The sequence below is a fragment of the Brotaphodocola sp. genome (genome assembly GCF_050873065.1).
Classification (GTDB): Bacteria; Bacillota; Clostridia; order Lachnospirales; family Lachnospiraceae; genus Brotaphodocola.
Map to the genome: position 1 here is coordinate 12,399 of NZ_JBNMIC010000009.1, position 23,998 is coordinate 36,396.

The 23,998-nt window shown below is 49.4% G+C and carries 19 protein-coding genes; 3 read left to right on the forward strand and 16 right to left on the reverse strand.

The features are described from left to right. Window positions 1-52: 52 nt before the first annotated feature. From feoB to ACR0QE_RS04120, 4 genes are all read right to left on the reverse strand, one after another. On the reverse strand, window positions 53-2,233 hold the full coding sequence (gene feoB / locus ACR0QE_RS04105) for a ferrous iron transport protein B (RefSeq protein ID WP_432627094.1): 2,181 nt from the start codon (window positions 2,231-2,233) through the stop codon (window positions 53-55). Window positions 2,234-2,299: 66 nt separating this feature from the next. Continuing rightward, window positions 2,300-2,524: a FeoA family protein gene (locus ACR0QE_RS04110; protein ID WP_177978014.1), complete on the reverse strand. Its 225-nt coding sequence runs from the start codon at window positions 2,522-2,524 to the stop codon at window positions 2,300-2,302. Between the two features lie 65 nt (window positions 2,525-2,589). Further along, a complete protein-coding gene (locus tag ACR0QE_RS04115) occupies window positions 2,590-2,805 on the reverse strand; it encodes a FeoA family protein (RefSeq protein ID WP_177978015.1) in 216 nt (71 codons plus the stop codon). A gap of 258 nt (window positions 2,806-3,063) precedes the next feature. Next, complete coding sequence (locus ACR0QE_RS04120; protein WP_432627095.1) at window positions 3,064-4,503, reverse strand: cell wall-binding protein; 1,440 nt, start codon at window positions 4,501-4,503, stop codon at window positions 3,064-3,066. Window positions 4,504-4,870: 367 nt separating this feature from the next. Here ACR0QE_RS04120 and ACR0QE_RS04125 point away from each other — a divergent pair, with 367 nt between their 5' ends. Beyond that, window positions 4,871-5,287: a DUF5684 domain-containing protein gene (locus ACR0QE_RS04125; RefSeq protein ID WP_432627096.1), complete on the forward strand. Its 417-nt coding sequence runs from the start codon at window positions 4,871-4,873 to the stop codon at window positions 5,285-5,287. Between the two features lie 410 nt (window positions 5,288-5,697). Here ACR0QE_RS04125 and ACR0QE_RS04130 read toward each other — a convergent pair whose 3' ends face one another. The 6 genes from ACR0QE_RS04130 to ACR0QE_RS04155 form a co-directional block, all read right to left on the reverse strand. Beyond that, window positions 5,698-6,960, reverse strand: a complete 1,263-nt coding sequence (locus tag ACR0QE_RS04130; protein ID WP_432627097.1) for a 6-phosphofructokinase — start codon at window positions 6,958-6,960, stop codon at window positions 5,698-5,700. Window positions 6,961-7,082: 122 nt separating this feature from the next. Continuing rightward, window positions 7,083-8,111 (reverse strand): sugar kinase, encoded by a 1,029-nt coding sequence (locus ACR0QE_RS04135; protein ID WP_432627098.1) that lies wholly within the window; start codon window positions 8,109-8,111, stop codon window positions 7,083-7,085. A 228-nt stretch (window positions 8,112-8,339) separates the two neighbouring features. Further along, complete coding sequence (locus ACR0QE_RS04140) at window positions 8,340-9,371, reverse strand: PfkB family carbohydrate kinase (protein WP_432627099.1); 1,032 nt, start codon at window positions 9,369-9,371, stop codon at window positions 8,340-8,342. Window positions 9,372-9,562: 191 nt separating this feature from the next. Beyond that, window positions 9,563-10,213 carry a bifunctional 2-keto-4-hydroxyglutarate aldolase/2-keto-3-deoxy-6-phosphogluconate aldolase gene (locus ACR0QE_RS04145; RefSeq protein ID WP_177978021.1) on the reverse strand — a complete coding sequence of 217 codons (651 nt, stop codon included), beginning with the start codon at window positions 10,211-10,213 and terminating at the stop codon, window positions 9,563-9,565. A 122-nt stretch (window positions 10,214-10,335) separates the two neighbouring features. Next, window positions 10,336-11,097 (reverse strand): IclR family transcriptional regulator, encoded by a 762-nt coding sequence (locus tag ACR0QE_RS04150; protein ID WP_432627100.1) that lies wholly within the window; start codon window positions 11,095-11,097, stop codon window positions 10,336-10,338. A gap of 64 nt (window positions 11,098-11,161) precedes the next feature. Continuing rightward, window positions 11,162-12,646, reverse strand: a complete 1,485-nt coding sequence (locus tag ACR0QE_RS04155) for a UxaA family hydrolase (RefSeq protein WP_432627101.1) — start codon at window positions 12,644-12,646, stop codon at window positions 11,162-11,164. Between the two features lie 498 nt (window positions 12,647-13,144). Between ACR0QE_RS04155 and ACR0QE_RS04160 the strand changes: the two genes are divergently transcribed. Then, entirely contained in the window at window positions 13,145-14,146 is a 1,002-nt protein-coding gene (locus ACR0QE_RS04160; protein ID WP_432627102.1) for a LacI family DNA-binding transcriptional regulator, read from the forward strand. A gap of 66 nt (window positions 14,147-14,212) precedes the next feature. Further along, complete coding sequence (gene uxaC, locus ACR0QE_RS04165) at window positions 14,213-15,628, forward strand: glucuronate isomerase (RefSeq protein ID WP_432627103.1); 1,416 nt, start codon at window positions 14,213-14,215, stop codon at window positions 15,626-15,628. Window positions 15,629-15,769: 141 nt separating this feature from the next. On the opposite strand, the gene ACR0QE_RS04170 is transcribed toward uxaC, so the two are convergent. The 6 genes from ACR0QE_RS04170 to ACR0QE_RS04195 form a co-directional block, all read right to left on the reverse strand. Continuing rightward, window positions 15,770-16,459: an RraA family protein gene (locus ACR0QE_RS04170; protein WP_432627104.1), complete on the reverse strand. Its 690-nt coding sequence runs from the start codon at window positions 16,457-16,459 to the stop codon at window positions 15,770-15,772. A 130-nt stretch (window positions 16,460-16,589) separates the two neighbouring features. Then, window positions 16,590-18,260, reverse strand: coding sequence for a dihydroxy-acid dehydratase (gene ilvD, locus ACR0QE_RS04175; RefSeq protein WP_432627105.1), 1,671 nt, complete (start codon window positions 18,258-18,260; stop codon window positions 16,590-16,592). A 36-nt stretch (window positions 18,261-18,296) separates the two neighbouring features. Further along, window positions 18,297-19,061: an SDR family NAD(P)-dependent oxidoreductase gene (locus ACR0QE_RS04180; RefSeq protein WP_432627106.1), complete on the reverse strand. Its 765-nt coding sequence runs from the start codon at window positions 19,059-19,061 to the stop codon at window positions 18,297-18,299. After that, the gene (locus tag ACR0QE_RS04185) at window positions 19,048-19,896 is read right to left on the reverse strand and encodes an SMP-30/gluconolactonase/LRE family protein (RefSeq protein ID WP_432627107.1); all 849 of its coding nucleotides are present in this window, start codon (window positions 19,894-19,896) and stop codon (window positions 19,048-19,050) included. Before ACR0QE_RS04185 ends, ACR0QE_RS04180 begins: the two co-directional genes overlap by 14 nt. 224 nt (window positions 19,897-20,120) lie before the next feature. After that, on the reverse strand, window positions 20,121-20,537 hold the full coding sequence (locus ACR0QE_RS04190; RefSeq protein WP_432627108.1) for an ureidoglycolate lyase: 417 nt from the start codon (window positions 20,535-20,537) through the stop codon (window positions 20,121-20,123). Between the two features lies 1 nt (window position 20,538). After that, complete coding sequence (locus ACR0QE_RS04195) at window positions 20,539-23,829, reverse strand: DUF5107 domain-containing protein (protein WP_432627109.1); 3,291 nt, start codon at window positions 23,827-23,829, stop codon at window positions 20,539-20,541. Window positions 23,830-23,998 lie beyond the last annotated feature (169 nt).

A 23,998-nucleotide genomic window follows, 5' to 3' on the forward strand; every position in this document is an offset into this window, starting at 1 on the left:
CCGGGCACATCTCTGCGCCCAGCTCCCGCTAAAAAACTTTTTCTACTTATTATTATGACGCAGACTGTACAGATCTCTTGGAGTAAGTCTTCTGATCCTTGTACGGGTCCGGACGGAACAGCATGAACAGCATGAATGCCAGAACAATGATTGCTGCGATTGTGCCGACACCGAAAGCACCGCCGGTCAGAACACTGCCAAGCTGATATACAACCAGCGTTACTGCGTAGGCAAATACGTTCTGGAACAGAATTGCAAACCAGAACCACTTGCGATTCTGCATCTGCTGAGCCATCGTGGAGATTGCTGCCAGACACGGGGAATCAAGCAGGTTGAACAGCAGGAAGCTGAAACCGCTGATTGCGGTCGGGAACCACATGCCAACACCAGCTGCAACGGTATCTGCATCCTCAACATCACCTGCAACATTTGCAAGTACGCCCATCGTGGAAACGATACCCTCTTTTGCACTGAAGCCGGAGATTGCTGCTGCAACCGGCTGCCACTCGCCCCATCCAAGAGGAGCAAACAGCGGAGCGATTGCGCCGCCGATGATAGCCATCAGGCTGTCCGCGGAATCCTCAACCATTCCAAATGCACCGTCCTGAACACCGAACGTACTCAGAACCCACATTACTACGCAGGCTAAGAACAGGATGGTACCTGCCTTGATCATGAAGCCCTTCAGTCTCTCCCATACGTGAAGCAGTACGGTTCTTGCAGACGGAATGTGGTACTGCGGCAGCTCCATAACGAACGGAGCCGGCTTACCGGAAAACGGCTTGGTCTTCTTCAACATGATTGCTGCAACTAAAACTGCGATGATACCTACAAAGTACATGATCGGGGTCATCAGACCTGCAACATCCCAGCCGGTTACATAGCCAGCCATAACACCGCCCATCAGAGCGATAACCGGGAGCTTTGCACCACACGGAACGAAGGTTGCGGTCATAATTGTCAGACGACGGTCATTATCCTGCTCAATCGTCTTAGATGCCATGATTCCCGGGATACCACATCCGGAGGAAATCAGCAGCGGGATGAAACTCTTACCGGACAGTCCGAAGTGACGGAACACGCGGTCCATAACGAATGCGATACGAACCATGTATCCGCAGTCCTCAAGGATGGACAGGAAGAGGAAGAGGATTGCCATCTGAGGCATAAATCCAAGTACTGCTCCGAGTCCGCCGATGATACCGTCTACAACAAGGCTGATTACGAGATCGCCAGCGCCGGCATTTGTGAGGAAATCACCGACAACGCCCTGAATCGCACCGACAAAGGTATCGTTCGTCCAGTCAGTAACCAGGGTTCCGACTGTGGAAACGGATATGTAGTAAACAACGAACATAACGGCAACAAAGATCGGGATACCGAGGATTCGGTTCGTAACGATCTGGTCGATCTTGTCGGAAGTTGTCATCTTCTCTTTGCCCTTCTTCACGCTGGAAGAAACGATCTTCTGGATGAAGCTGTAACGTCCGTCCGTTACGATACTCTCCATATCATCGTCCTGCTCTGTCTCAAAAGCAGTTCTCGTCTCATCCACAATCTTCTTTCCGGAATCGGACAGCTTTACAGATGCAACGATCTTCTCATCGTTCTCAAGGAACTTTACTGCGTACCATCTCTTCTTGTCGTCGGTGATGGAATCCGGAAGAACAGCCTCAACCTTGTCGATTGCGCCCTCTAACTCTTTGGAGAAGATCTCCTTCGGAAGAGCAACTTCCTTCTTCTTTGCCGTCTTCACTGCCTCATCGATCAGCTTGTCAAGACCGGTCTGCTTCAATGCAGAGATCTCTACGATCGGGCAGTTCAAAAGCATGGACAGACGCTCCACATCAATCTTGATTCCTCTCTTTGCGAGAAGATCGGTCATGTTCAGAGCAATTACAACCGGAACACCGGTCTCGATCAGCTGGGTCGTCAGATACAGGTTTCTCTCGATGTTCGTCGCATCTACCAGATCCACGATCACATCCGGATCATCTTTCAGAACATAGTCACGGGTTACTACCTCCTCCAGTGTATACGGAGACATGGAATAGATACCCGGAAGGTCTGTGATGATGACATCATCATGTTTTCCCTTTTTCAGCTTGCCTTCTTTTTTCTCAACGGTAACACCCGGCCAGTTACCAACATACTGGTTAGCACCGGTCAGCGCATTGAACAGGGTTGTTTTACCACAGTTCGGGTTGCCCGCGAGTGCGATTTTGATTGCCATTTTTTCCCTCCATGAGCATTTCGCTCGTTCCTGCTTTTGTTGTTCTCAGCGTGTTATTTCAACGTCTTATTTTGCCTTTACTTCTACGCACTGAGCATCATTTTTTCTTACTGAGAGCTCATAGCCTCTTACAGTAATCTCAACAGGATCTCCCAGAGGAGCTACTTTTCTGATATAAAGTTCGCTTCCTTTTGTGATACCCATATCCATAATACGGCGTTTGTAAGCGGCATCACCGGTAATTTTCGCAACGATTACGGTACTGCCTACTGCTGCATCACCTAAAGTCATCGTGATTATCTCCTTTCCTGAAAACTCATCTTTATCATATAACGCTTCCCTTTTTCTATGACGGATTACATCTCCATCATAATATGGCGCGCCATATCCTGATTAATGGCAACTCTCGAATCCTTGATGTTGACAATCATGTTGCCCCCGATTGCGGATACGACAGTTACTTCTGCTCCGACAACAAATCCGAGATTAGAAAGAAATCTCTTCGTGTCATCACTTCCACCGACCTTGCGAATCTTATGTACTTCGCCGGTCTGCATCATCGTCAGCGGCATCTCTCTTCTCCTCTCCCATGCATCTTGTTCTATACGTTTTATTACTGGTACGTTAGCGCCCGGTAACTCTTTCGTCTAATTAGTATACGCTAACTAAAGTTAGCCGTCAATAACTTTTTGAAAAATATTTAATATTTTTTTTATAAATACAAAAACAGGGTTCCGAATCGTGTCCGGAAACCCTGTCTTTTATCGTGATAGGAATTTTAATTTTCAGAAAAAGGAGAGAATTTGTTTGTTTTTTTGTCAGTTCTTTTATTATTTATCAGAGTCTGCCGTCCACTTATCCGTGTCCTTGTAGGTCACAACACCGTTGCTGTCTGTGCAGTAATAGTAATCATCGGCATCCTTGATGTTCTTCTTGCTCTTCTGGACCTTACCGGAGGTATTTACAAGGTAGTCCTCGTCCTCGTAGGTCACAACCCTAAGTTTCTCATCGGAGTCTGCCTTCTGAAGCTGACCCTTGATGTAAAGGTAGCCATCATCGAAACCGTCAATGCCCTTGCCGCGCTCATCGCCAGACTTCTTAAAGCTGTACTTGTAAGTCTCTCCGTCGAGCGTGATGGAAGCCGTTCCGGTCTTTAATGCACCCTCCTTGGAGCCGCCGCCAAAGTAGTAGACATCCCACGCCTCATCAGCCTCCGGGAGATCGCTCTCACTCTCGATCTCCTCGTAGGAGACGATCGTTCTGCCGTCCACACTCAGCTTGTACAGACCGTCGAGCATCTCGCCGTGCTCGTCAAATCCATAGTAGTAACCGTTGATCTTCTTAATCTGGCTGACTGTCAGATCACCATCCTTGTCCGCATAGAACCAGTGCGCCTCATCGGCATCATGTGCCTCCGCATCCACATTTTCACCCGGAACAGTGTAGAACCAGCCGATGCTCAGCCAGCTGTCTGACGGCTGACTGTAAAACATGTTGCTTGCCGATGCCGGAGTCGCCTCAGACGGGGTTGCATACCAGTTGAAGATCGCATTTCCGTTCTCCGTGAAGCGGTATTTCTTGCCGTTAATCTTCTTTGTCGTGTCCACAGTCTTCTTACCGTTGCTCTTGAAGTAGAACCAGTAGTAATCCTGGAAATCATCATCTTCCTGCTCATCATCGACAACCTCAATCTTTGCCCACTGATTGTCTCTGAGTGCGCCGTCTCCCGCTTCTCCGAGGTAGTAAACGCCTTCCTTCCATGCATCATCTCCGGTCTGACGCTCGGAGGACTCATTGACCCAGCCGTAAAGCATTCTTCCCTGATCGTCAAACGCATACTTCTTCGTCGCACCGCTCGCCGTCACAATGCTCTTGAACGTCGTCTTTCCGGAATCTCCTGCCTTGTAAGCCTTTCCGTTCGGTCCAAAGTAATACCAGGCGGTATCGGAAGCATCTTCACTGTCATCGTCGTTGTCAAGCTCTCTCCACTGATTCTTCACCTGCACACCATTCTGGTCTACATAGTAGTGCTCGTCATCGACCTCAATCAGACTCTCCGTCGCCATATCGCCATTCTCATCCAGCCAGTACCAGTTGTTGCCGGACTTCTTCCACGCTTCCGTCACCTGATTTCCGTCGGAATCGTAATAATGCCAGGTTCCATCTGTGTTCTGCCAGCCATATGCCGCAAATGAAGTCATCGAAGCTCCGATCGTCATAGCTGCCGCTGCCAGCGGAATCAAAATTTTCTTTTTGTTTTTTAATCTCATGTTGATATGCTCCCTTCCATTCTCACTCGCTTATCGCGATCTGTTGTTTGTCTGTCTTTTTTCTTTTTCGTTTTTTCTTTTTTGTATCACTGTTTTTCATCTTCTCAGGATCACTTGCTTCCTGCGATGGACCTACTGTACACCTTGGAATTGTTCCAAGGTCAAGCGATGTAATACTTTTGTAATAATTCGTAAATGCCCCGTAAATTCGTAAGAGAGCCGTAAATATTGTGTTTGCTTGACGCTGTAAGGGGTTTCCTGTATAATTCTGATTGGAAGATTTTCTGATTTTTCAGCAAAAGACTAACAAATAAATCCCTGTTTATGGCTTGCTCTTACACAGGAGATTGGAAAGGATAGGATACTTATGAATGAAATGATTACAGTTTTTGCCATCGTGGCAGTTCTCGGGATATGCTGGTACATTCTGAATGTGGTAGCGTACTGGCGCATTTTTACAAAGGCAGGGGAAGCCGGCTGGAAATCCCTGATCCCGGTCTACAACACCTATGTTCAGTACAAACTCACATGGAATACAAAGATGTTTTTTGTTTCCCTCGTGCTTTCTCTGCTCACAGGAACCCTGTCGATGATCGGAGGCAGTGCTGAAAACCTCAGCTATGTGATCTCCCTGATTCTCGCAGTGATCCAGCTGACCGCCCTCTACAAGCTCGCAGAGGCGTTCGGACGCGGAATCCTGTTTGCGGTAGGTCTGGTCTTCTTAAACCCGATCTTCCTGCTGATTCTCGCTTTCAGCGGCAACCGGTATGAGGGAGCTCACTAAGCAAATATTTTTACCTATATATGCGAAAGAAAACATCTTTTCTAAACTACATAAATGTTATAGTAAGTAAACAATGCGACGAAAGGCGAGAAAGCACCTGCAAACCCGTGTGAGATGTCGGTGTTTAGGTCGCGTGTTTTGCGACCTTATGCACCGTTACATCGAACCCGGAGCGAGAGCGCGTTTGCAGGGCTTTACTCGCCGTCGGAGCATATAACGCAAATTTCGGTGCAACACAAATCAACAAAAAAAGCTGTTCTGTGATCCCCCTCAACTCCGTGGCGAATCACAAAACAGCTTCTTTTATTCTCGTATTATTTTCTCGTGCTACTCTTGCATTATTCTTATACGTTTAAACCAAAACTTTCAAAAATTTTCATTTCATCAAGAATTTTAGAAATCGAGAACTCTTACTTCTTGTATGCAATATCCTCAAGACGCAGATGACGCGGAAGTCCGTCTACCATCATCGGGGTCAGCTCTGCCTGAATCAGCGGGCGAACGTAGTCGAGGAACTCATCGGTCACATAATCTCCTGCCTCATTGATCCACTCTCTCGGAACTTTCTTCTCGACATTCGCAATTTTGTGAACATCATAGATATCAGTTACGCACAGATACGGATCATCAGAGACACGCTTTAAGATAACCATCTTGCCAGTCTCACCCTCGAAAGCTGCCTTTACAGCTGCTCCGCCTACCTGATAAGCCTCGGTAATATCCACACGTCCTACAATGTGGGAAGCACAGCGCTGAAGGGAGTTGAACTCGATTGCTCTCGTCTTGCATCCGACTTCCTTGGAAATCTTCTCTGCAAGGAAACGAGCTGTTCCGGTCAGCTGGCGATGACCGAACGCATCCACATAGTCGATGTTGTCTGTCAGCTCGCAGACATATCTGCCGTCAGCCACCTTGACACCCTCTGAGATTGCGATCACAACAGATTTCTTCTTCTTGTGAATCTCAGCGACTTTCTTCATGAATGCATCCACATCGAAGGTGATCTCCGGAAGGAAGAGCATATCCGGTCCCTCGCAGTCCTCACCGGTTGCAAGCGCTGCTGCTCCGGTCAGCCATCCTGCATTTCGTCCCATGATCTCGATCAGGGTAACATTCTGCTGGTCGTATACCAAACCATCGCGGATGACTTCCTTCGTGATGGAAGCGATATACTTTGCGGCACTTCCGAATCCCGGTGTATGGTCGGTCACGGCAAGGTCATTATCAATCGTCTTCGGAACACCCATGAAGCGAATCTTGCTGCCGTTTAAGATTGCATAATCAGACAGCTTCTTGATTGTATCCATGGAATCGTTTCCGCCGATGTAGAAGAAATACTCCACACCCAGCTTGTCCAGGATCTCAAAAATCTTGTCATAGACAGCGCGGTCATCCTTAATCTCCGGCAGTTTATAACGGCAGGATCCAAGGAAAGCAGACGGTGTGCGCTTTAAGAGATCAATGTCGAGATCGCTTCTGATGTGCTCAGACAGATCTACGACTTTCTCCTCAAGCAGACCCTGAACGCCGTGGAGCATGCCGTATACTTTTCCGGCACCGCGATCCACTGCGGTCTTAAATACTCCTGCAAGGCTGGAGTTGATAACTGCGGTCGGTCCGCCGGACTGTCCCACGATTACGTTGCCTCTGATTTGACCTTTGAATGTCTTCATAAAATTGTTCCCCCATTATCTTTTTAATTGCCCTGTCCCTTATTTCTTGTCCCCTCGTCACGCCAGACGTTCCCTTATCGTTCTGGCGGTTATTGTTCACGCATTGCTCAGACAGCAATGAATTAGCGTGCCATCTCAAGCTGCGGTCCCTTGCTCTGATGTGCCTTGATAATCGTCTCAATCTCCTCAAGATCGGAGGACGGAAGATCACCCGGAATCGTATTCTTTACAGAGCTCGTCGCATTGCCGTACTGCATCGCACGCTCGCAGTCAAAATCGCTTGAAAGCAGACCGTAGAGAGCGCCGGAAATGTATGCATCTCCGCTTCCGATTCGATCCACAACCTCGATATCGCGGTATGGCTCTTCCTCGAAGTAGCAGTCATGTTTCGCGTCGTAGACAACAGAGCCGAAATCATGGCGCTTCGGGCTGTGCACAATACGCTGTGTCGATGCCACGATCGAGATCGGATACTCCGTTGCAAAGCTCTTCATCATCTCTCTTGCGGTACCGGTCTTCTTAAACGTCAGACGTGCGGTATCCTCGGAGCAGAAAAAGATATCCACATACGGCAGAATCTGCTCAATGCACGCCTTCGCCTCATCTCCACTCCAGAGATTTCCGCGGAAGTTGACATCAAAGGATACGAGTGTTCCCGTAGCCTTGAAACGTTTGATCATCTCAATTGTCGTCTCGCGGATCTTCGGGCTGAGTGCCAGTGTGATTCCGCTGGTGTGGAAGCAGCGTGTTGCCGTGTAAACCTCCTCCGGAATATCGTTGATGTCCAGAGAATAGAACGAACTTCCGATTCGGTCGTAAATGACTTTCGGCTTTCTCGGATACGCTCCGCTCTCGTAGTAGTAAATTCCGACACGCGCATTCGGCGACTTGTCGTAAATGAAATAGTCATCGCTGACGCCGTAGGAACGGATCTTTCCTTTCATGAACGTTCCGATATCGTGAGACGGAAGTTTGGAAACGATTCCGGTGTGAAGTCCAAGCAGAGAGACGCCAACCGCCACATTCAGCTCCGCACCTCCAACCTGCTTGATAAAGGTATCTCCGCGAACAAGACGCTCGTTGTTCGGCGGTGACAGGCGAAGAAGTACCTGTCCAAGTGTCAGCAAATCAAAATCTCTTGTATTCCCCATAATTTTGCCCTCCGCGCCTTTGCGCTTTCCTAATTCTGTTCTGTATTCTGTTCTGCTGTGTATGGAATCCATGCCCTGACAAAAATCTTGGCAACGAACGGAACTCTGCACGCCATCAGGCGTGGCATTCTGCAATTTTGATAGATAAAATGGCTAATCCCTTTTACGGAAATTAGCCATTTATCTACGATGTCAGTATATCAGTATATTTTATAATCGGTGAATCAATTATCTCTGAACACGACCTGAACCGTCGCCGCCTGCCAGGTTGTCTACATCTGCACGGCTAACCAGGTTAAAGTCTCCCGGGATGGTGTGCTTCAGAGCAGATGCAGCTACTGCGAACTCCAGAGCATCCTTCATGTTCTTGCCATCTACCAGACCGCAGATCAGACCACCAGCGAAGGAATCTCCGCCACCTACACGGTCAACGATCGGAGCGATGCGGTACTTTCTGGAATGATAGAACTCACGAGTCTGACCATCCATGATGCAAGCAGACCAGCCGTTGTCGGAAGCGCTGTGGCTCTCACGCAGGGAGCTGATGATGTACTTGAATCCGAACTTGTCAGCCATCTGGTTGAAGATATCTACATAACCAGCCAGCTCCAGCTCACCGGAGGTAACATCGGTGTTGCCCGGCTTGAAGCCAAGAACCTTCTCTGCATCCTCTTCGTTTCCGATGCAAACGTCAACATACTGCATCAGGTTGGTCATAACCTTCTGAGCCTTCTCGGAAGACCACAGTTTCTTACGGAAGTTTAAGTCAACAGATACGGTTACACCGTGAGCCTTAGCAGCCTTCAGGGCAGCCTCGGTCAGCTCGATTGCAGCGTCGCTTACAGCCGGGGTAATTCCGGTGAAGTGGAACCAGTCTGCATCCTTGAAGATCTCATCGAAATCGAACTCGTCCGGAGTAGCGGTAGAGATAGAGCTGTGTGCACGATCGTAAACAACGTTGGAAGCTCTCATTGCAGAACCGGTCTCAAGGAAGTAGATACCCAGTCTCTCACCGCTTCTTGCGATGTGCTTGGTTCCTACATTGTACTTTCTCAGAGCTGCTACTGCGCAATCACCGATCGGGTTGGACGGAACTGCGGTAACGAAATCTACATCATGACCATAGTTAGCCAGAGATACTGCTACGTTAGCCTCACCGCCGCCGTAGTTTACATCGAACTCGTCTGCCTGGATAAATTTCTCATTATTCGGGGTGGAAAGTCTCAGCATGATCTCACCCATGGTTACTACTTTTGCCATTTTTGTGTCTCCTTAATTTTTTATTTTTCTTTTTTATTGCTCTTTTTCTTTTGAACGGACTCGCTTTGTGTCCATCTCATGAATCACCGCGTCCGATCCGATCACTCGGATCAGGCGCGGCATTTTCATTTGACAGCTATCGAATAATCCGCAAATACGAATGAAGAATGAATTCTGTTTGAATTACTGAATTACTTACGTGCTGCTGCTACTGCTGCAACGAACTCCTGAGCCTTTGCAGTTACTGCTGCGAAGTCACCGGTCTTAGCACCCTTGGTCAGGCTGCTTCCGGTACCTACTGCGTATGCACCTGCATTGATCCACTTGTCTACGTTGTCTACATCAACACCGCCGCTCGGCATGAACTCGCCCTGCGGAAGCGGTCCACGGAAGGAGCTGATTGCTGCCGGTCCTACAATGTTGCCCGGGAAGATCTTGATAACGTCGCATCCAGCCTCAAGAGCGGTAATTGCCTCGGTAGGAGTCATAACGCCCGGAAGCATCGGTACTCTGTAACGGTTGCACAGCTTGATGGTCTCAACGTTCAGACCCGGGCTTACAACGTAGTTTGCACCAGCCAGGATAACCTGTCTTGCAGTCTCCGGATCCAGAACGGTACCTGCACCGATTACAACCTTGTCGTTATCCTTGTACTTCTTAGCCATAGCTGCGATGAAGTCAACCGGGTTGCCCTCGTCCATGGTCATGGTGATCTCGATGAAGTTGATTCCACCAGCGATGATTGCATCAACAACCTTCTCGCCCTGCTCCAGGTTCTTTGCACGAACAACTGCTACCAGACAATCTTCTTTCAGTCTTGCTAATACCTGCTCTTTTTTCATGATAGTTCTCCTTTTCTTGGTTTCATTTATTCGTATATGCGAATTCATTTCACATTTGCGATTTCTATACTTGGATTCTAATAGTTTCTGTCTCATTTGTCAACAGGAAATCTACTTATTTTTTATCTTTTTCCGATAAACCCTAAACGCCTCGAAACTTCCTGTGCTTTCTCGGAAACCAGCTTTCCGAGAAGCTCATAATTTTCCGTCGGTTTATACAGACTTGAGACGCTGATCGCCCCTGCCACGCTTCCATCCGGACCGAAGACCGGCGCACCGACACACTCCATGTGTTCCTCCATCTCACGCGCATCAAACGCATATCCGTTCTGACGCACGCGGTCGAGCTCCGCGAGAAGGGATGCACGGTCCATGATCGTCCGGTCCGTCTTCTGGCGGAATTTGATGCGGTTAATCACCTGACGCACGGTCTCCTCGTCGCTGTAGGCGAGAATCGCCTTGCCAAGGGAGGTGCAGTACATCGGATTTTTCGTGCCGACAGTCGCCGTCGTGATAATCGGATTCTCCGGCTCTGCCTTACAGATATATACGACATCGTGATCAGAACGCACCCCAAAAAAGACTGTCTTTCCGACTTCCTTTGCGAACGCGCGCAGTTCCGGCTCAATCACACTGATAAAGTCCAGATTGTTGGTGTAATTGATTCCTATCCGGTATGCGGTCAGACCAATTGTGTAGCGCTGTCTCTGACCGCGGTCCACATTGACCATCCCCATCTCCGCAAGCGTCGTCACAATGTCATAGGCACTCGTCTTGGGAAGTTCCAGTTTCTCACAAATGTCATCCAGAGTGATGCCTTCCGGATTTTTTGATACCAGTTTGAGGATCTCAACAGTCCTCTGGGTCGTTCTGTTCAGTTTCATATTCTGTCACGCCTTTCTATGACAGAGGCAGGATCATGAATTCAATGGACTCTGAATGATAAACTTACAGAGTTACACCCTGCTTGAAGATAGCCATATCGTGGAATCCGGCCTCCTCTGCCTTTACTTTCTTACCTGAAGCAACTGCCAGCACATAGTCAAACAGATCCTGTGCGAGCTCTTCCTTACTCTTATCTTCTACCATACGTCCGGCATTAAAGTCAATCCAATTTTCTTTATGGCCGGCCAGCTTGGAGTTGCTTGAGATCTTGACAGTCGGAACCGGTGAAGCAAACGGAGTTCCACGTCCGGTTGTGAACAGAACGATCTGTGCTCCGGATACTGCAAGTGCAGTGGATGCAACGAGATCATTGCCCGGTGCAGACAAAAGGTTCAGACCCTTTTCCTTTACCTGCTCGCCGTATGCGAGAACACCCTTGACCGGAGCGCTTCCGGACTTCTGGGTACATCCGAGGGACTTATCCTCCAGGGTGGAGATACCGCCCTTCTTGTTGCCCGGAGACGGATTCTCGTAGATCGTCTGGTTGTGGCTCTTGAAATAATTCTTAAAGTCGTTGATCAGATGAACGGTCTTGTCAAACAGTTCCGGGGTTGCGCAGCGATCCATCAGAAGGGTCTCTGCTCCGAACATCTCCGGCACCTCAGTCAGAATCGTCGTACCGCCCTTGGAGATCAGGAGATCGGAGAATGCGCCGACAGTCGGGTTTGCCGTGATTCCGGACAGACCGTCAGAACCGCCGCACTTCATACCGATGATCAGCTCGCTCGCATCGATCTTCTCTCTGGAGAAACCATTTGCATAGACAGCCAGCTCTTCAAGCAGCTTCATTGCCTCTTCCTGCTCGTCCTCAACATCCTGGCACTGAAGGAACTTCACGCGCTGATCGTCGTACTCACCGATATACTGCTCTTTTAACAGCGGAATGTTGCTGTTCTCACAGCCAAGGCCGAGAACGAGAACACCTGCTGCGTTCGGATGATGGATCATGTCAGCCAGAACGGTGCGGGTGTGCTCCTGATCGTCGCCCATCTGGGAACATCCGTAAGGATGAGTAAATGCGATGACATCCTCGACATTGCCGCCGACAAGCTTCTTTGCCTGACGCTCGAGAGCCTGTGCGATGCTGTTGACACAGCCAACGGTCGGGATGATCCAGATCTCATTTCTGACACCGACTTTTCCGTCGGTACGGCGGTAGCCGTCAAAGTAAGCATGCTCGGACTCTTTCAGATTGGAAGCAACCGGATGATACTGGTACTCAAGAAGATCACCCAGAGCAGTCTTTAAATTGTGTACGTGAACCCAGCCGCCTGCCGGAACTGCTTCCTTTGTATATCCGATGCGGAAGCCGTACTTGATAACCTCACTGCCCTTCTCGATCGGCTTTAACGCAAACTTGTGGCCCTGCGGGATCTCCTCCTGCGTTGTCACCTGATACTGGCCGACTGTGAGCTGTTCGCCCTTCGCAATCGGACGGAGTGCAACTGCGACATTATCGTTCTCATTGATTCTGATAAAATCCTGCATAACTCTTCTCCTTTATCTTCCTTTATCTTTTTCTCGCGATCTTAATGATCATGATCTTGTGGTGTTTCTTTTTCTCTCTGCACTGTCCATGTTGTCTGTATGATCTGTGCTCCGTCTCTGTCATTTGATTCTATTGATTGTGTGAATGAATTCTGTCATCTGGCGCACAATTGTTTTGTAAGTGCTTACAATTATTCTACCTAAACTCTCTCTATAAGTCAAGATGGAATCTTTAATTTTTTTCAAATAAATTCCACAAAACCTCTCATAACCACTTGCATTATTTCAGGTTGGCGGTTATAATGGTACTAGCTTGTAAGTACTTACAGAAAACCATGTGTATTTGAATGTATTTGAAGATTATGAAAATGCGTACAAAATTTTTTTCCAAATTGTGCTATATTATTGTACAGAAAATTTTTTCAGTCTTTTAAATATCTTGTTCAATCATGTTCAAATCATGCTTCATTCAAATATACAAAAAGGGAGGAACGACTGATGAACATTTATGACGTATCGAAAAAAGCCGGAGTGTCCATCGCCACAGTCTCCCGGGTTCTCAACGGCAATCCCAATGTCAGCGAAAAAACCCGGGCACGGGTGCACGCTGTCATGAACGAACTGGGATATACGCCAAACGTATTTGCAAGAGGACTGGGGCTTGGCTCCATCAAAACGATCGGCATCATGTGTTCGGATTCCTCGGATCCCTATCTCGCCCACGCGATCTACTATCTCGAGCGCGAGCTCCGGGTGAACGGATACGACTCGATTCTCTGCTGCACAGGCAACTCTCTCGAGACCAAACAGCAGTATTTTAACCTGCTCCGCTCCAAAAAGGTGGACGCCATCATTCTCGCCGGTTCCAAATTCATCGAGCCGAAGGCGAAGGACAACTCCTACATTTTCGAGGGCGCACAGGAGATTCCGATCATGCTTGTCAATGGTTATCTCGAGGGCGAGAACATTTACTGCACCGTCTGTGATGACCGCATGGCAGCACACAAGGCGACCGGCCAGCTGATCGCTTCCGGATGCCGGAAAATTGTTTATCTCTACACAAGCAATTCTTTCAGCGGAACCAATAAGATGAAGGGATACCGCGATGCGCTCACCGGACACGGACTTCCCGTCCGCCCGGAATACATCCATCAGTGTGAGAAGGATGTCATCGCCGCCCGCGATCTTCTGCTGCATCTCGCTGAAGATGGACTTATCTTTGACGCTGTGATGACCTCGGACGATACCCTCGCAGTCGGCGCTGTCAAGTATGCGCACATGCAGGGGCTCAAAATTCCGGATGATTTGAGCATTGTCGGATACAACAACTCGACGTATTCGATCTGCACAGACCCGGAGCTGACCTCGATCGACAGCAAGGTGGAAGCGCTCTGCACCACCACAATCAATACCCTTATGGGCGTTTTCAACGGTGTCAACGTGCCCAGCCGGACTACGATTGCCGCCGATTTGATAAAAAGAGCAACAACAAAGTTTTAAAAAAGTTTCAGGATTTAAAAAGTTGTAAGTTGTATCTACTATATTCATTTAAGGAGGATTTTTCCAATGAAACAGTTTATGGACAAGGATTTTCTTCTGTCAACCGAATCTGCTCAGGCATTATTCCACAACTACGCAGAGGGCATGCCGATTCTCGACTACCACTGCCACATCAACCCGAGAGAGATTGCTGAGGACCGCAAGTTCGAGAACATTACTCAGGTATGGCTCGGCGGTGACCACTACAAGTGGCGTCAGATGCGTTCCAACGGCGTAGATGAGAAGTACATCACCGGCGATGCTTCTGATCGTGAGAAATTCCAGAAATGGGCAGAGACCATGGAGAAGCTGATCGGCAACCCGCTGTATCACTGGAGCCATCTGGAACTGCAGCGCTACTTCGGTTACACCGGACATCTGTGCGGAGATACCGCAGAGGAAGTCTGGAACCTGTGCAACGAGCAGTTAAAGAACAAGTGGACCGTTCGCAGCCTGATCAAGGCTTCCAACGTAACCCTGATCTGCACCACCGATGATCCGATCGACTCCCTTGAGTGGCACAAAGTCATCAAAGAGGATCCGACCTTCGACGTACAGGCTCTGCCGGCATGGAGACCGGACAAGGCTACCAACATCGAAAAGCCGGAGTACGCTTCCTACATGCAGAAGCTGTCTGAGGTGAGCGGTGTTGAGGTTAAGGATTTCGCTTCCTTAAAGAGCGCAATCGACAATCGTATGCAGTTCTTCACTTCCATGGGATGCAGCGTATCTGACCACGGTCTGGACTTCATCGTTTACGTTCCGGCAACCGACGCTGAGATCGATGCAATCATCGCAAAGAAGCTGTCCGGCCAGGAAGTTACCCACGAGGAGATGCTCAAGTACAAGACTGCATTCATGATGTTCCTTGCAAAGCAGTATCACAAGTATGACTGGGCTATGCAGATCCACTACGGCTGCAAGCGCGACAACAACGCTTACATGTACAAACAGCTCGGACCGGATACCGGATACGACTGCATCAACAACTACGCTCCGGCTGCTCAGACCGCTGATTTCCTGAATGCACTGAGCGCAACCAACGAGATCCCGAGAACCATCCTGTACTCCCTGAACCCGAACGATGACGCTGTAATCGGCACGATCATCGGATGCTTCCAGGATACCTCCGCAGCAGGCAAGCTGCAGCACGGTTCTGCTTGGTGGTTCAACGATCACAAGGTAGGCATGACCAACCAGATGACCAGCCTTGCAAACCTGGGATGCCTCGGCAACTTCATCGGTATGCTGACCGACTCCAGAAGCTTCCTGTCCTACACCCGTCACGAGTACTTCCGCCGTGTAATGTGCGAGCTGCTCGGAAGCTGGGTAGAGAACGGTGAGTACCCGGATGACCAGAAGGCTCTTGAGAAGATCGTAAAGGGCATCTGCTACAACAACGCAGTGAAGTACTTCGGTTTTGATTTAAAGACTGTTGAGTAATTTTGTTTCATCATTCCGTTAAATATTTACGGATGAAAAAGAACCAGTTTTCCCGTCTGGGGAGCTGGTTCTTTTTTCTTTCATTCTGATCGGCTCTGCTGTCATCTTTCAATCAGAATTACCTTGCATCTTCTCTGAATTTTACATGATTCCATATTTGTCAAAGGAAGCTTTTGCAGCCATTCCTGCCTTGATTCCCTCTGCAACCATCTTCTCTCCGGTTGCCTTCTCATAGGCCGCCTGAATAACCTCCGTCTCAATCTCCTTCGGGATGACCAGAACACCGTCCAGATCTCCAAAAATGATATCGCCCGGGCGGATTCTCACACCGTCCATCTCAATCGGAACGCGGAAATCAATGACTTTTCCTCTCGGCGCCTGATCCTGAGCATAACGTCCATAAGAGAAGCACGGAAAATTCAGTGCCTTGATTCCCTTTGTATCTCTGTGGAATCCATTTACAACCGCTCCGGCTGCCTTCAAAATCTGCATGCGTGTGCACATCAGCTCTCCCACCAGCGCATAGATCGGGGAGGAACCCGTGCAGACGTAAACTTCGTTCTCTTTCAGATCATCCAGTGCCTCGAGCATCAGTCCAAACTGCTTTTTCATGATCGGATTCTGTCCGTCGGACAACTCTTCAAATGCATCCGCCTCCAGAACCGGCATCGCTCTTCCCGCTACAACCATGTCCTCCGTGATCGGCTGGATCCGCTGCGGCAAAAACTGGTGTGTGTAGTGCATCTTGTCAAGGATATCTCCGATTACTGCGGAATACAGCTCCTTCTTCATAATTGCAAATAATTCATTGTCATCTTTCCATGTAAGCATTTATTCTGCCTCCGTCTGTCTTTTCTTTTTCTCCCGATCGTTTTCTTCCAATCGCTATTCATTTCATTTATTTTCTAATCATTTTTCCAATATCGGATGCGCTCCGTTTAAGCGTCTGACTACGGTCTGACTACTCCACAACTGCGCCCTGTGCTGCCGATCTGCTGATCCGCTTATAGACATTTAAGTATCCCGGCTTCAGAGTCTTCTCAACCGGTTTCCAGTCGGCTCTGCGCGCTTCAAGGACCTCATCCGGAACATCCAGCGTGATTTTGCGGTTCTCCACATCGATCTCAATCACATCTCCGTCCTGAACCAGACCGAGACAGCCGCCCTCATACGCCTCCGGGGAAATGTGACCCACAAAACATCCGCGGTTTGATCCCGAGAAGCGTCCGTCCGTCACAAGTGCACAGCTTCCAGAGAGATTCATTCCCTCTAAGCACTTCATCGGGCGGTACATCTCCGGCATACCCGGTCCACCCTTTGGTCCCTCATAGGCAAGCACGAGAACCGTGTTCTCCTTCACTTTTCCATCCAGAATCGCACTGCAGGCCTCCTGCTCACTCTTGAACACCACAGCCTTTCCGGAAAACTTCATCAAATTCTCCGGGATTGCCGCAGGCTTCACAACCGCTCCATACGGGGCAAGATTTCCCTTTAAGACAGCGACTCCTCCATTTGCATGGAACGGATCATCGGTAGTGCGGATCACTTCCCTGCGCTCCGTAAACGGCTGATCTTTGAGATTTTCTCCGATCGTGCGTCCCGTAACCGTGATGCAGTCCGTGTTGAGTTTCTTCTCAATCTCCTTCATCACAGCCGGAACTCCGCCCGCCTCATAAAAATCAACCATATCATACGGGGATGCCGGGTAAACCGAGGCAACCTGCGGAATCTTTCTGCTCCACTCATCAAAGGTCTCAAGCGGCAGCTCTCCAAGTCCTGCCTCCCTGTAAATTGCCTGAAGATGCATGATTCCGTTTGTCGAACCGCCCATCGCCATCAGCACGGCAATCGCATTTTCCAATGATTTCTTTGTGATAATCTTGCGGGCAGTCGTCTTACTCTTCACAAGTCCCATCACGGCACGTCCCGTCTCATAGGCAACCTGCATCCGCTTTGCATAGATTGCCGGGATCACGGCACTGCCCGGAAGGCTCATGCCCATCGCTTCCGCAAGACAGCCCATCGTGTTCGCAGTTCCAAGCATCGCACAGGAACCCACACATGGCTCTGCCAGATTCTCAATCTCCGCAAACTCCTCCTCGGTGATCGCGCCGCGCTTCTTCCAGCCCACAGCTTCCGTCACAATATTTCCGTCATAATGTTTCCCCTTGTAGACGGCCGGCATCATCGGGCCGCCGTTGCAGAAGATTGCCGGAATGTCAAGGCGGGCCGCAGACATCAGAAGTCCCGGAACAATCTTGTCGCAGGAACCGAGCAGCACCATGCCGTCAAACTTGTGGGCGCGCACCATGCACTCGACAGAGGACGTGATTAAATCTCTCGACGGAAGAATGTAGCGCATTCCATCGTGTCCCTCTGCAATTCCGTCGCAGGGTGCAATCGTGCCGAACGTCATCGCCGTTCCTCCGCCTGCCTCAATTCCTTTCTGCACCTGCTCACACAATTCATTGATGTTGTAATGTCCCGGTGTCGCATTTGTGTACGTGTTTACAATCGCAATCAGCGGTTTTGAGAGTGCCTCATCCGTAAATCCCATGGACTTATAGAGTGCCCGCTTTAAGGCACCTCCATCTCCCTGCAAAAGCTGATTATAATATTTCTTTTCCTCCATCTGAGGCTCCTCCCTCTCAATATCTCCCAATATCTGTTATACAAAGTCATTTGCGGCGACAACCGGAAGAGTTGCACCGCCATCGATCGTCAGTGTGCTTCCAAGCATATAGTCCGCATCGTCGGATGCCAGATAGACCACTCCCTTTGCAATTTCCTTCGTCGTCGCAAAGCGGCGGAGCGGAAGTCTCGCTGCCGCCTCCAGACGGATATCCCCCGGCTCCCAGCCAACATCCGTGTATCCCGGTGCAATCGCTACCATGCGCACACCGGTCCCCGCCAGTTCCATTCCTGCATTCTTCGTGAACTTGCTGACTGCCGCCTTCGTCGGCGCATAGATCGTTGCTCTCGGCCAGCATCCGTCCACCTGATTCGAGGAGACATTGATGATGACTCCCTTTGTCTTTCTCGCAATCATCGCCTTCGCCGCAATCTGGCTGCTGAAGAAAACGCCCTTCCAGTCTACCGCCGTCATGTGGTCAAACATCTCCTCCGTCGCATCGAGGAAATAGACTTCACTGCTGATTCCGGCATTGTTGACCACCACATCAATCGCATCAAAGGCCTCATATGCCTTGCGGTACATCTCACGGATGTCATCGAGCTTTGACATATCCCCGTAAATGATCTCGCAGCGGCGTCCCATCTGTTCAATCTGTTTCTTGATCGTCTTTGCCGCATTCTCATCACTCCGGTAATTGACAATCACGTTGTACCCTTCTTCTGCCATCGTCAGACAGATCTGTCTTCCGATTCCCTTTGCTCCTCCGGTGACTAAAACGGTTTTCTTACCTGCCTCCATATCGATATCCTGCCTTTCCACAATAATCGGTCAATAAAACCGTGTATACTTCTCCTCCATTGCCATTCTCGTCCTTGGCGGTCGTGACAAAGAGGCGATTTTTTTCTTTTCCTCCAAAAACACAGCAGCTTACGTTCGCATCAGGAACTTCCAGGCGCTTAAAGACTTCTTTGCGTCTCGGATCGTATCCGATGACCTCAAATCCGCCCCACATCGCAATCCACAGATTTCCATCCCGGTCTATGCACATCCCGTCCGGCGAACCTTTCTCCGCGGAGAGATCGATCTCCGACACCTTTTTCCCGATGACGCCCCGGACTCCCGGTTCCTGTTCATACACAGAAATTTTCTTCTCGCCAGTCTCCGTGTGGAAAAAGCAGCCATCCATCCAGTCAAGACCGTTCGGAATCGTGTATGACGGGTACTCCGCTGCCACAGCACCGTCCCGGATACAGAACAGGCTTCCTCCGCCTTTTGCCCCCGGCCGGCTCTGATCCACATACATACTTCCAAGCCAGAGATCACCGTACCGGTCACACTTTCCGTCGTTGTAGCGAACTTCATCCGAAAATCCGCTCTCCATGATTTTTTCCGTCTCTCCGCGCTCAAAATCCACCGTGTAAAGACCATCCTGAAGCGCCGCCAACAGTTTTCCGTCTTCTCTCAGAACAATCGCACTGACATAGGTGGGGAGCGAAAGGAAACTAAGATCATCCGCTTTTGTCATGCGATAAATTCGGAATTTTTCGATGTCCACAAAATACAGAGCATCACACCTCTCATCCCAGATGCAGCCTTCCAGAAGTCTGCCGTGGATTTCTGTGATTTTCTCCATAAATGTCTCTCTCCTCTCCGCCATTTTGGGCTTTTTTGTTAATTTTTTTACTTTTTCTGCTGTCTTCATTATAACGATCCAGCGTTTCCACATCATTTCTTTTTCGGAATCTGCCCCGGTTTTTTTTGCACTTTTCGGAATTATTTTTTCATAAAAAAAGACCATCCGGATCACAGATTTCTCTGCAATCCGGATAGCCTTACACCATTCGCGTCTATATTTGATTATTCGATCACCTGTGTCCGAATCGGCTTTGGAAGATCATAAAAGACCGACTCCACCTCGCGGTTCTCCGTGATCTTTACAACCGCCTCATCACTCAGCGACAAAACCTGATGCCAGATATTTTTCTTTAAGCAGATCGGACGGTCTAAAAGAAAAATGTGGTAGTTTTCCGGAGTGTCCGTCTCCGCTGTCAGAAGAAGCGTTGTCCCGGACAGAGGTTCAAAGCTCTCCTTCGACGTCGGATGACGCTCAATCCTCTGGATCTCATGGTTGCTGTATCGGAAGACTGCCAGTCTCCACGGCTCAGTCTCCTCCGTCTCCACAATGTAAAAGTTGTCATGATTGTCCTTCGGAAACTCAATCACAGAGCCAAACGGTGCAAAATTTTCCACCGTGATTCTCTCGATCTCTGCCATCTCAATACACCTCCCGGCATCCCGTCATATTCAGGTAAATTCCCGCATTCTGATGCGCCGGATCAAGGCTGAGTGCCTTCTCAAAGTTCTCCTTTGCCTCCTCATCTCTGCCAAGTCCGAGCATTCCAAGTCCCATCAGATAGTAGCAGTGTGCCTGATTGCGCTTGTTCAGATCCTCATCAAAGATCAGGAAATCCGGAAGCGATACTGCAAAGTAATCCAACTTCACCTGGTCTCTGACATGCTTCTCGCCGTAATCTACGAGCTTATAAAATCTCGTGTTTGCGCCTGACTGTCTTCCGAGTCTCTCCTCGGCAAGTCCCTGATAGAGAATCATGTCTGCCGGCTGATCGTAGTAATAGAGCATTCCTGCCGGTTCCATCGCGCCGAGCGTTGCCTTCTCATAGCATTCCTTTGCCTTCTCCTGATCTCCGAGATGCTCGCACACAAGACCCAGAGTGTAGTAGAGATGGTTGTCCTTCGTTCCCTCGAGACGTCCCTCTCCGAGGTTCTCCGGGTAGGAGAGCGCTTTCTCAAGCTCGTCCTTTGCCTCCTCATAGCGGCCGCCGTGGATGGACTCCTTCGCCATCTCCAGAAGTGCCGTCTTGTACTGGGTTGTGATTCTTCCCTCTGCACCTTCCCACGCACGGAACTGGTGAGCCATGATCGCCTCATAAGCCTCCTTGTGCAGTCTGCAAAGATTCAGCACAGTCACATACTCGGTGTAGAGGTCATCGCGCTCCTCAATCAGCTCAAGATGCTTTCTGTAATGTTCCAGACGCTCCTCGGCCGGTACCTGAAGTTTCTTGTACAGCTGATCGAGCTCAAGGAAGACTCTCGCATCCGACTGGTCTAACTCAAATGCGCGCTCCAGACGTCTTCTCGCTCCCTGCGGATCAGCCTGCTTATTGTAGTTTGCCACTGCCAGATTTCGAAGCAGGGTCGGATAGGTATCATCCAGACTCTCCGATTTCTCCCAGAGCCCGATCGCCTTCTCAAACTGCAGCTTATCGTAGTAGAGACAGCCCAGATAGTAATATGCCTTTGCCCCCTGTGCATTTCTTCTGATTGCGGACTTCAAAACTGCGATATCCTCGAGCTTGTTCGGGAAACAGTAAATCGGAGAAGCCTGCTCTGCGGCCAGAGTCTCCCGCTCTGCCTCCCCGCACGCTCCGAGACGCTCCTGATAATATGCAAGGTAATAGTGAACCATCGGCTTATCGCCCTCATACGTCTTTAAGACTCTGCACGCCTCGTCATAGCAGCCGCACTCCGCAAAATCTCTCGCCGTCTGCAGATACGTCTCATGGAAGTTTCTCGACAGCTCACAGATTTTCTCCATCTGACTGCTCTCACCCGCAAATACCTGCTCAAACAGTGTGCGGTAATCAAACGGATCCAGACTCAGATTTTCCTCTGCCCATGCCTTTCTCTCTTCCTCACGTCCAAGATAGCGGAGAATCGTCGCCTTGAGTCCTCTTGCCTTCACATTGTGGGCATTCTTTACGAGAGATTTCTCCACAAGTCCGAGAGCCATCTCCCACTCGCCCTTTCTCGCAGCGATTGCAGACAGATAGTAGAAGGACATCTCCTGCTGCTCATTCGTCCACGTTGCCTTGAAGAATGCATCGTAGGCATCCTCATATTTCTCCTGATAGAACAGGGAAAGTCCAAGATCGTAGTACGCCTCACTGTCATACGGGTTCGGATTCATGCTTGTCAGACGCTCAATCGCCTTGCGGAAATATCTCTCTGCCTCCTCAAAGCACCCTCTTCTGAGAAGAAGCATTCCATATGCATTGTTGATGCGGATGTCGCCCGGATCTCTCTTGAGTCCCTCTAAGTAGTACGGGTCCGGAAGGTAAGTTGCATGGCGGTACTGCTCGATATGCTGACCGGTCAGGTACAGTTCCTCATTCGTCATGATGTCCTCCGGGTCTCTCGCTGCCTTTGCCGGCTTTGCAAGCTCCGGAATGCCCTGCTCCTTCGGCTGATAGGAGACAAGCTCTCTTCCGTTCCACTCAACAGAAACTTTCACTGACGTCTCCTCGACTGCCTTTACCGGGATCGTCTTCTCATAAATATCCACCGGAGAGATCTTTGCACTCTCTCTGTATGCCTCCTCTCCGTTCACAGTCACGACAATCTGGGCATCCTCATAGACCTTTGTCGCATAGGCACATACATAGATTCCGTCCTCGCGCACTTCCATATTCAGCATCGCATCCGTGGTCGCGTTCTTTACCTGTCCGACTGCCTTATACGGCATGAAATACTGTTTGAACGTCTTCTCCTCAAACGGTTTCAGCCAGGTGAAATCCGGCTGGTTGTCGGTGTAGACACCGGTCATCAGCTCGATGTACGGGCCATCTTCATCTGTCAGGTTGCGATCCCACGCTTTTCCGAAATCTCCGCATCCCCAGGTCCACTGCTTCTTTCCCGGAGATACATGATGATCTGCCACATGGAGAATTCCAGCGTGTTTTCCGTAATCGTAACCGCCGACAAAATCATAGTCGGATTTCTCTGCCATGTATGAAGTCGGTACCGGAATGTTCTTGTATCTGGAAATATCGACTCCACGGCTGTAATCGTATTTGTAGTACACACCTGTTGCGATCGGGAAACGGGAGACATCTCTCTTTCCGTGATCGTACACACTGTGAACATCCGGCGGGAAGATCGACTGGGTGTGGTCATTGACTGCGACAGCCGGATTCGCCCACCACAGGAAAGTCTGCGGAAGCGGAGTGCGGTTGTAGAGCTGGCCCGTGATCTCAATGTAAGCGCGATCCGGATAGAGCGTGAATGCTGCAATTCCCTTTGTTCCATACATCTGATCGACATCGTTCACGAGAAGCGTTTTGCTGCCGTCCGCATTCTCACGGATCACATGATCCACCGGCATGAAGGTTGTCGGGCGGTGATGCTGCGGCCAGTTGAACTCGATTCCTCCGGAAATCCACGGTCCGGTCAGACCGACGAGAGCCGGCTTGATTACATGGTTGTAGTAGACAAAATCATAGCCGTTTGTCTTATCGTAAGCTCTCTGGATTCGTCCGCCCAGCTCCGGAAGCACCATGACCTTCAGATACTCATTCTCAAGAAAAACTGCCTGATACGCCTTGTCTTTCTTCTCCCTGCTGATCTTCTCTGTTGTCGGATAAGGATAAATCTTTCCCGAGCTTCCCTGATACACTCTTTTTTCCAGAAACATGGGATTCTTGTCCGGATCTCCGACCTCATAAGTCGGAATCATCACGCGCTCTTCCCATACTCTTACTTCCTCCATTCCGCATCCTCCTTTATACAAAATCATCGTTTTTTGCTGTTTTTCATATCTCTATTTTATTATTTTTTTGCGTCTCTTCAAGTTTTGATCTTGCCCATTCATATAAAAAAATTGCTCTCCACTTTTCATCTTTTCATTGCATTCGTTCCATTTTTTTACTATACTGGAT

What these genes read in the sequence shown, in the direction of transcription:
- feoB (WP_432627094.1), bottom strand. Translation starts at nt 2,233, where the DNA reads ATGGCAATCAAAATCGCACTCGCGGGCAACCCGAACTGTGGTAAAACA.
- ACR0QE_RS04110 (WP_177978014.1), bottom strand. Translation starts at nt 2,524, where the DNA reads ATGACTTTAGGTGATGCAGCAGTAGGCAGTACCGTAATCGTTGCGAAA.
- ACR0QE_RS04115 (WP_177978015.1), bottom strand. Translation starts at nt 2,805, where the DNA reads ATGCCGCTGACGATGATGCAGACCGGCGAAGTACATAAGATTCGCAAG.
- ACR0QE_RS04120 (WP_432627095.1), bottom strand. Translation starts at nt 4,503, where the DNA reads ATGAGATTAAAAAACAAAAAGAAAATTTTGATTCCGCTGGCAGCGGCA.
- ACR0QE_RS04125 (WP_432627096.1), top strand. Translation starts at nt 4,871, where the DNA reads ATGAATGAAATGATTACAGTTTTTGCCATCGTGGCAGTTCTCGGGATA.
- ACR0QE_RS04130 (WP_432627097.1), bottom strand. Translation starts at nt 6,960, where the DNA reads ATGAAGACATTCAAAGGTCAAATCAGAGGCAACGTAATCGTGGGACAG.
- ACR0QE_RS04135 (WP_432627098.1), bottom strand. Translation starts at nt 8,111, where the DNA reads ATGGGGAATACAAGAGATTTTGATTTGCTGACACTTGGACAGGTACTT.
- ACR0QE_RS04140 (WP_432627099.1), bottom strand. Translation starts at nt 9,371, where the DNA reads ATGGCAAAAGTAGTAACCATGGGTGAGATCATGCTGAGACTTTCCACC.
- ACR0QE_RS04145 (WP_177978021.1), bottom strand. Translation starts at nt 10,213, where the DNA reads ATGAAAAAAGAGCAGGTATTAGCAAGACTGAAAGAAGATTGTCTGGTA.
- ACR0QE_RS04150 (WP_432627100.1), bottom strand. Translation starts at nt 11,097, where the DNA reads ATGAAACTGAACAGAACGACCCAGAGGACTGTTGAGATCCTCAAACTG.
- ACR0QE_RS04155 (WP_432627101.1), bottom strand. Translation starts at nt 12,646, where the DNA reads ATGCAGGATTTTATCAGAATCAATGAGAACGATAATGTCGCAGTTGCA.
- ACR0QE_RS04160 (WP_432627102.1), top strand. Translation starts at nt 13,145, where the DNA reads ATGAACATTTATGACGTATCGAAAAAAGCCGGAGTGTCCATCGCCACA.
- uxaC (WP_432627103.1), top strand. Translation starts at nt 14,213, where the DNA reads ATGAAACAGTTTATGGACAAGGATTTTCTTCTGTCAACCGAATCTGCT.
- ACR0QE_RS04170 (WP_432627104.1), bottom strand. Translation starts at nt 16,459, where the DNA reads ATGCTTACATGGAAAGATGACAATGAATTATTTGCAATTATGAAGAAG.
- ilvD (WP_432627105.1), bottom strand. Translation starts at nt 18,260, where the DNA reads ATGGAGGAAAAGAAATATTATAATCAGCTTTTGCAGGGAGATGGAGGT.
- ACR0QE_RS04180 (WP_432627106.1), bottom strand. Translation starts at nt 19,061, where the DNA reads ATGGAGGCAGGTAAGAAAACCGTTTTAGTCACCGGAGGAGCAAAGGGA.
- ACR0QE_RS04185 (WP_432627107.1), bottom strand. Translation starts at nt 19,896, where the DNA reads ATGGAGAAAATCACAGAAATCCACGGCAGACTTCTGGAAGGCTGCATC.
- ACR0QE_RS04190 (WP_432627108.1), bottom strand. Translation starts at nt 20,537, where the DNA reads ATGGCAGAGATCGAGAGAATCACGGTGGAAAATTTTGCACCGTTTGGC.
- ACR0QE_RS04195 (WP_432627109.1), bottom strand. Translation starts at nt 23,829, where the DNA reads ATGGAGGAAGTAAGAGTATGGGAAGAGCGCGTGATGATTCCGACTTAT.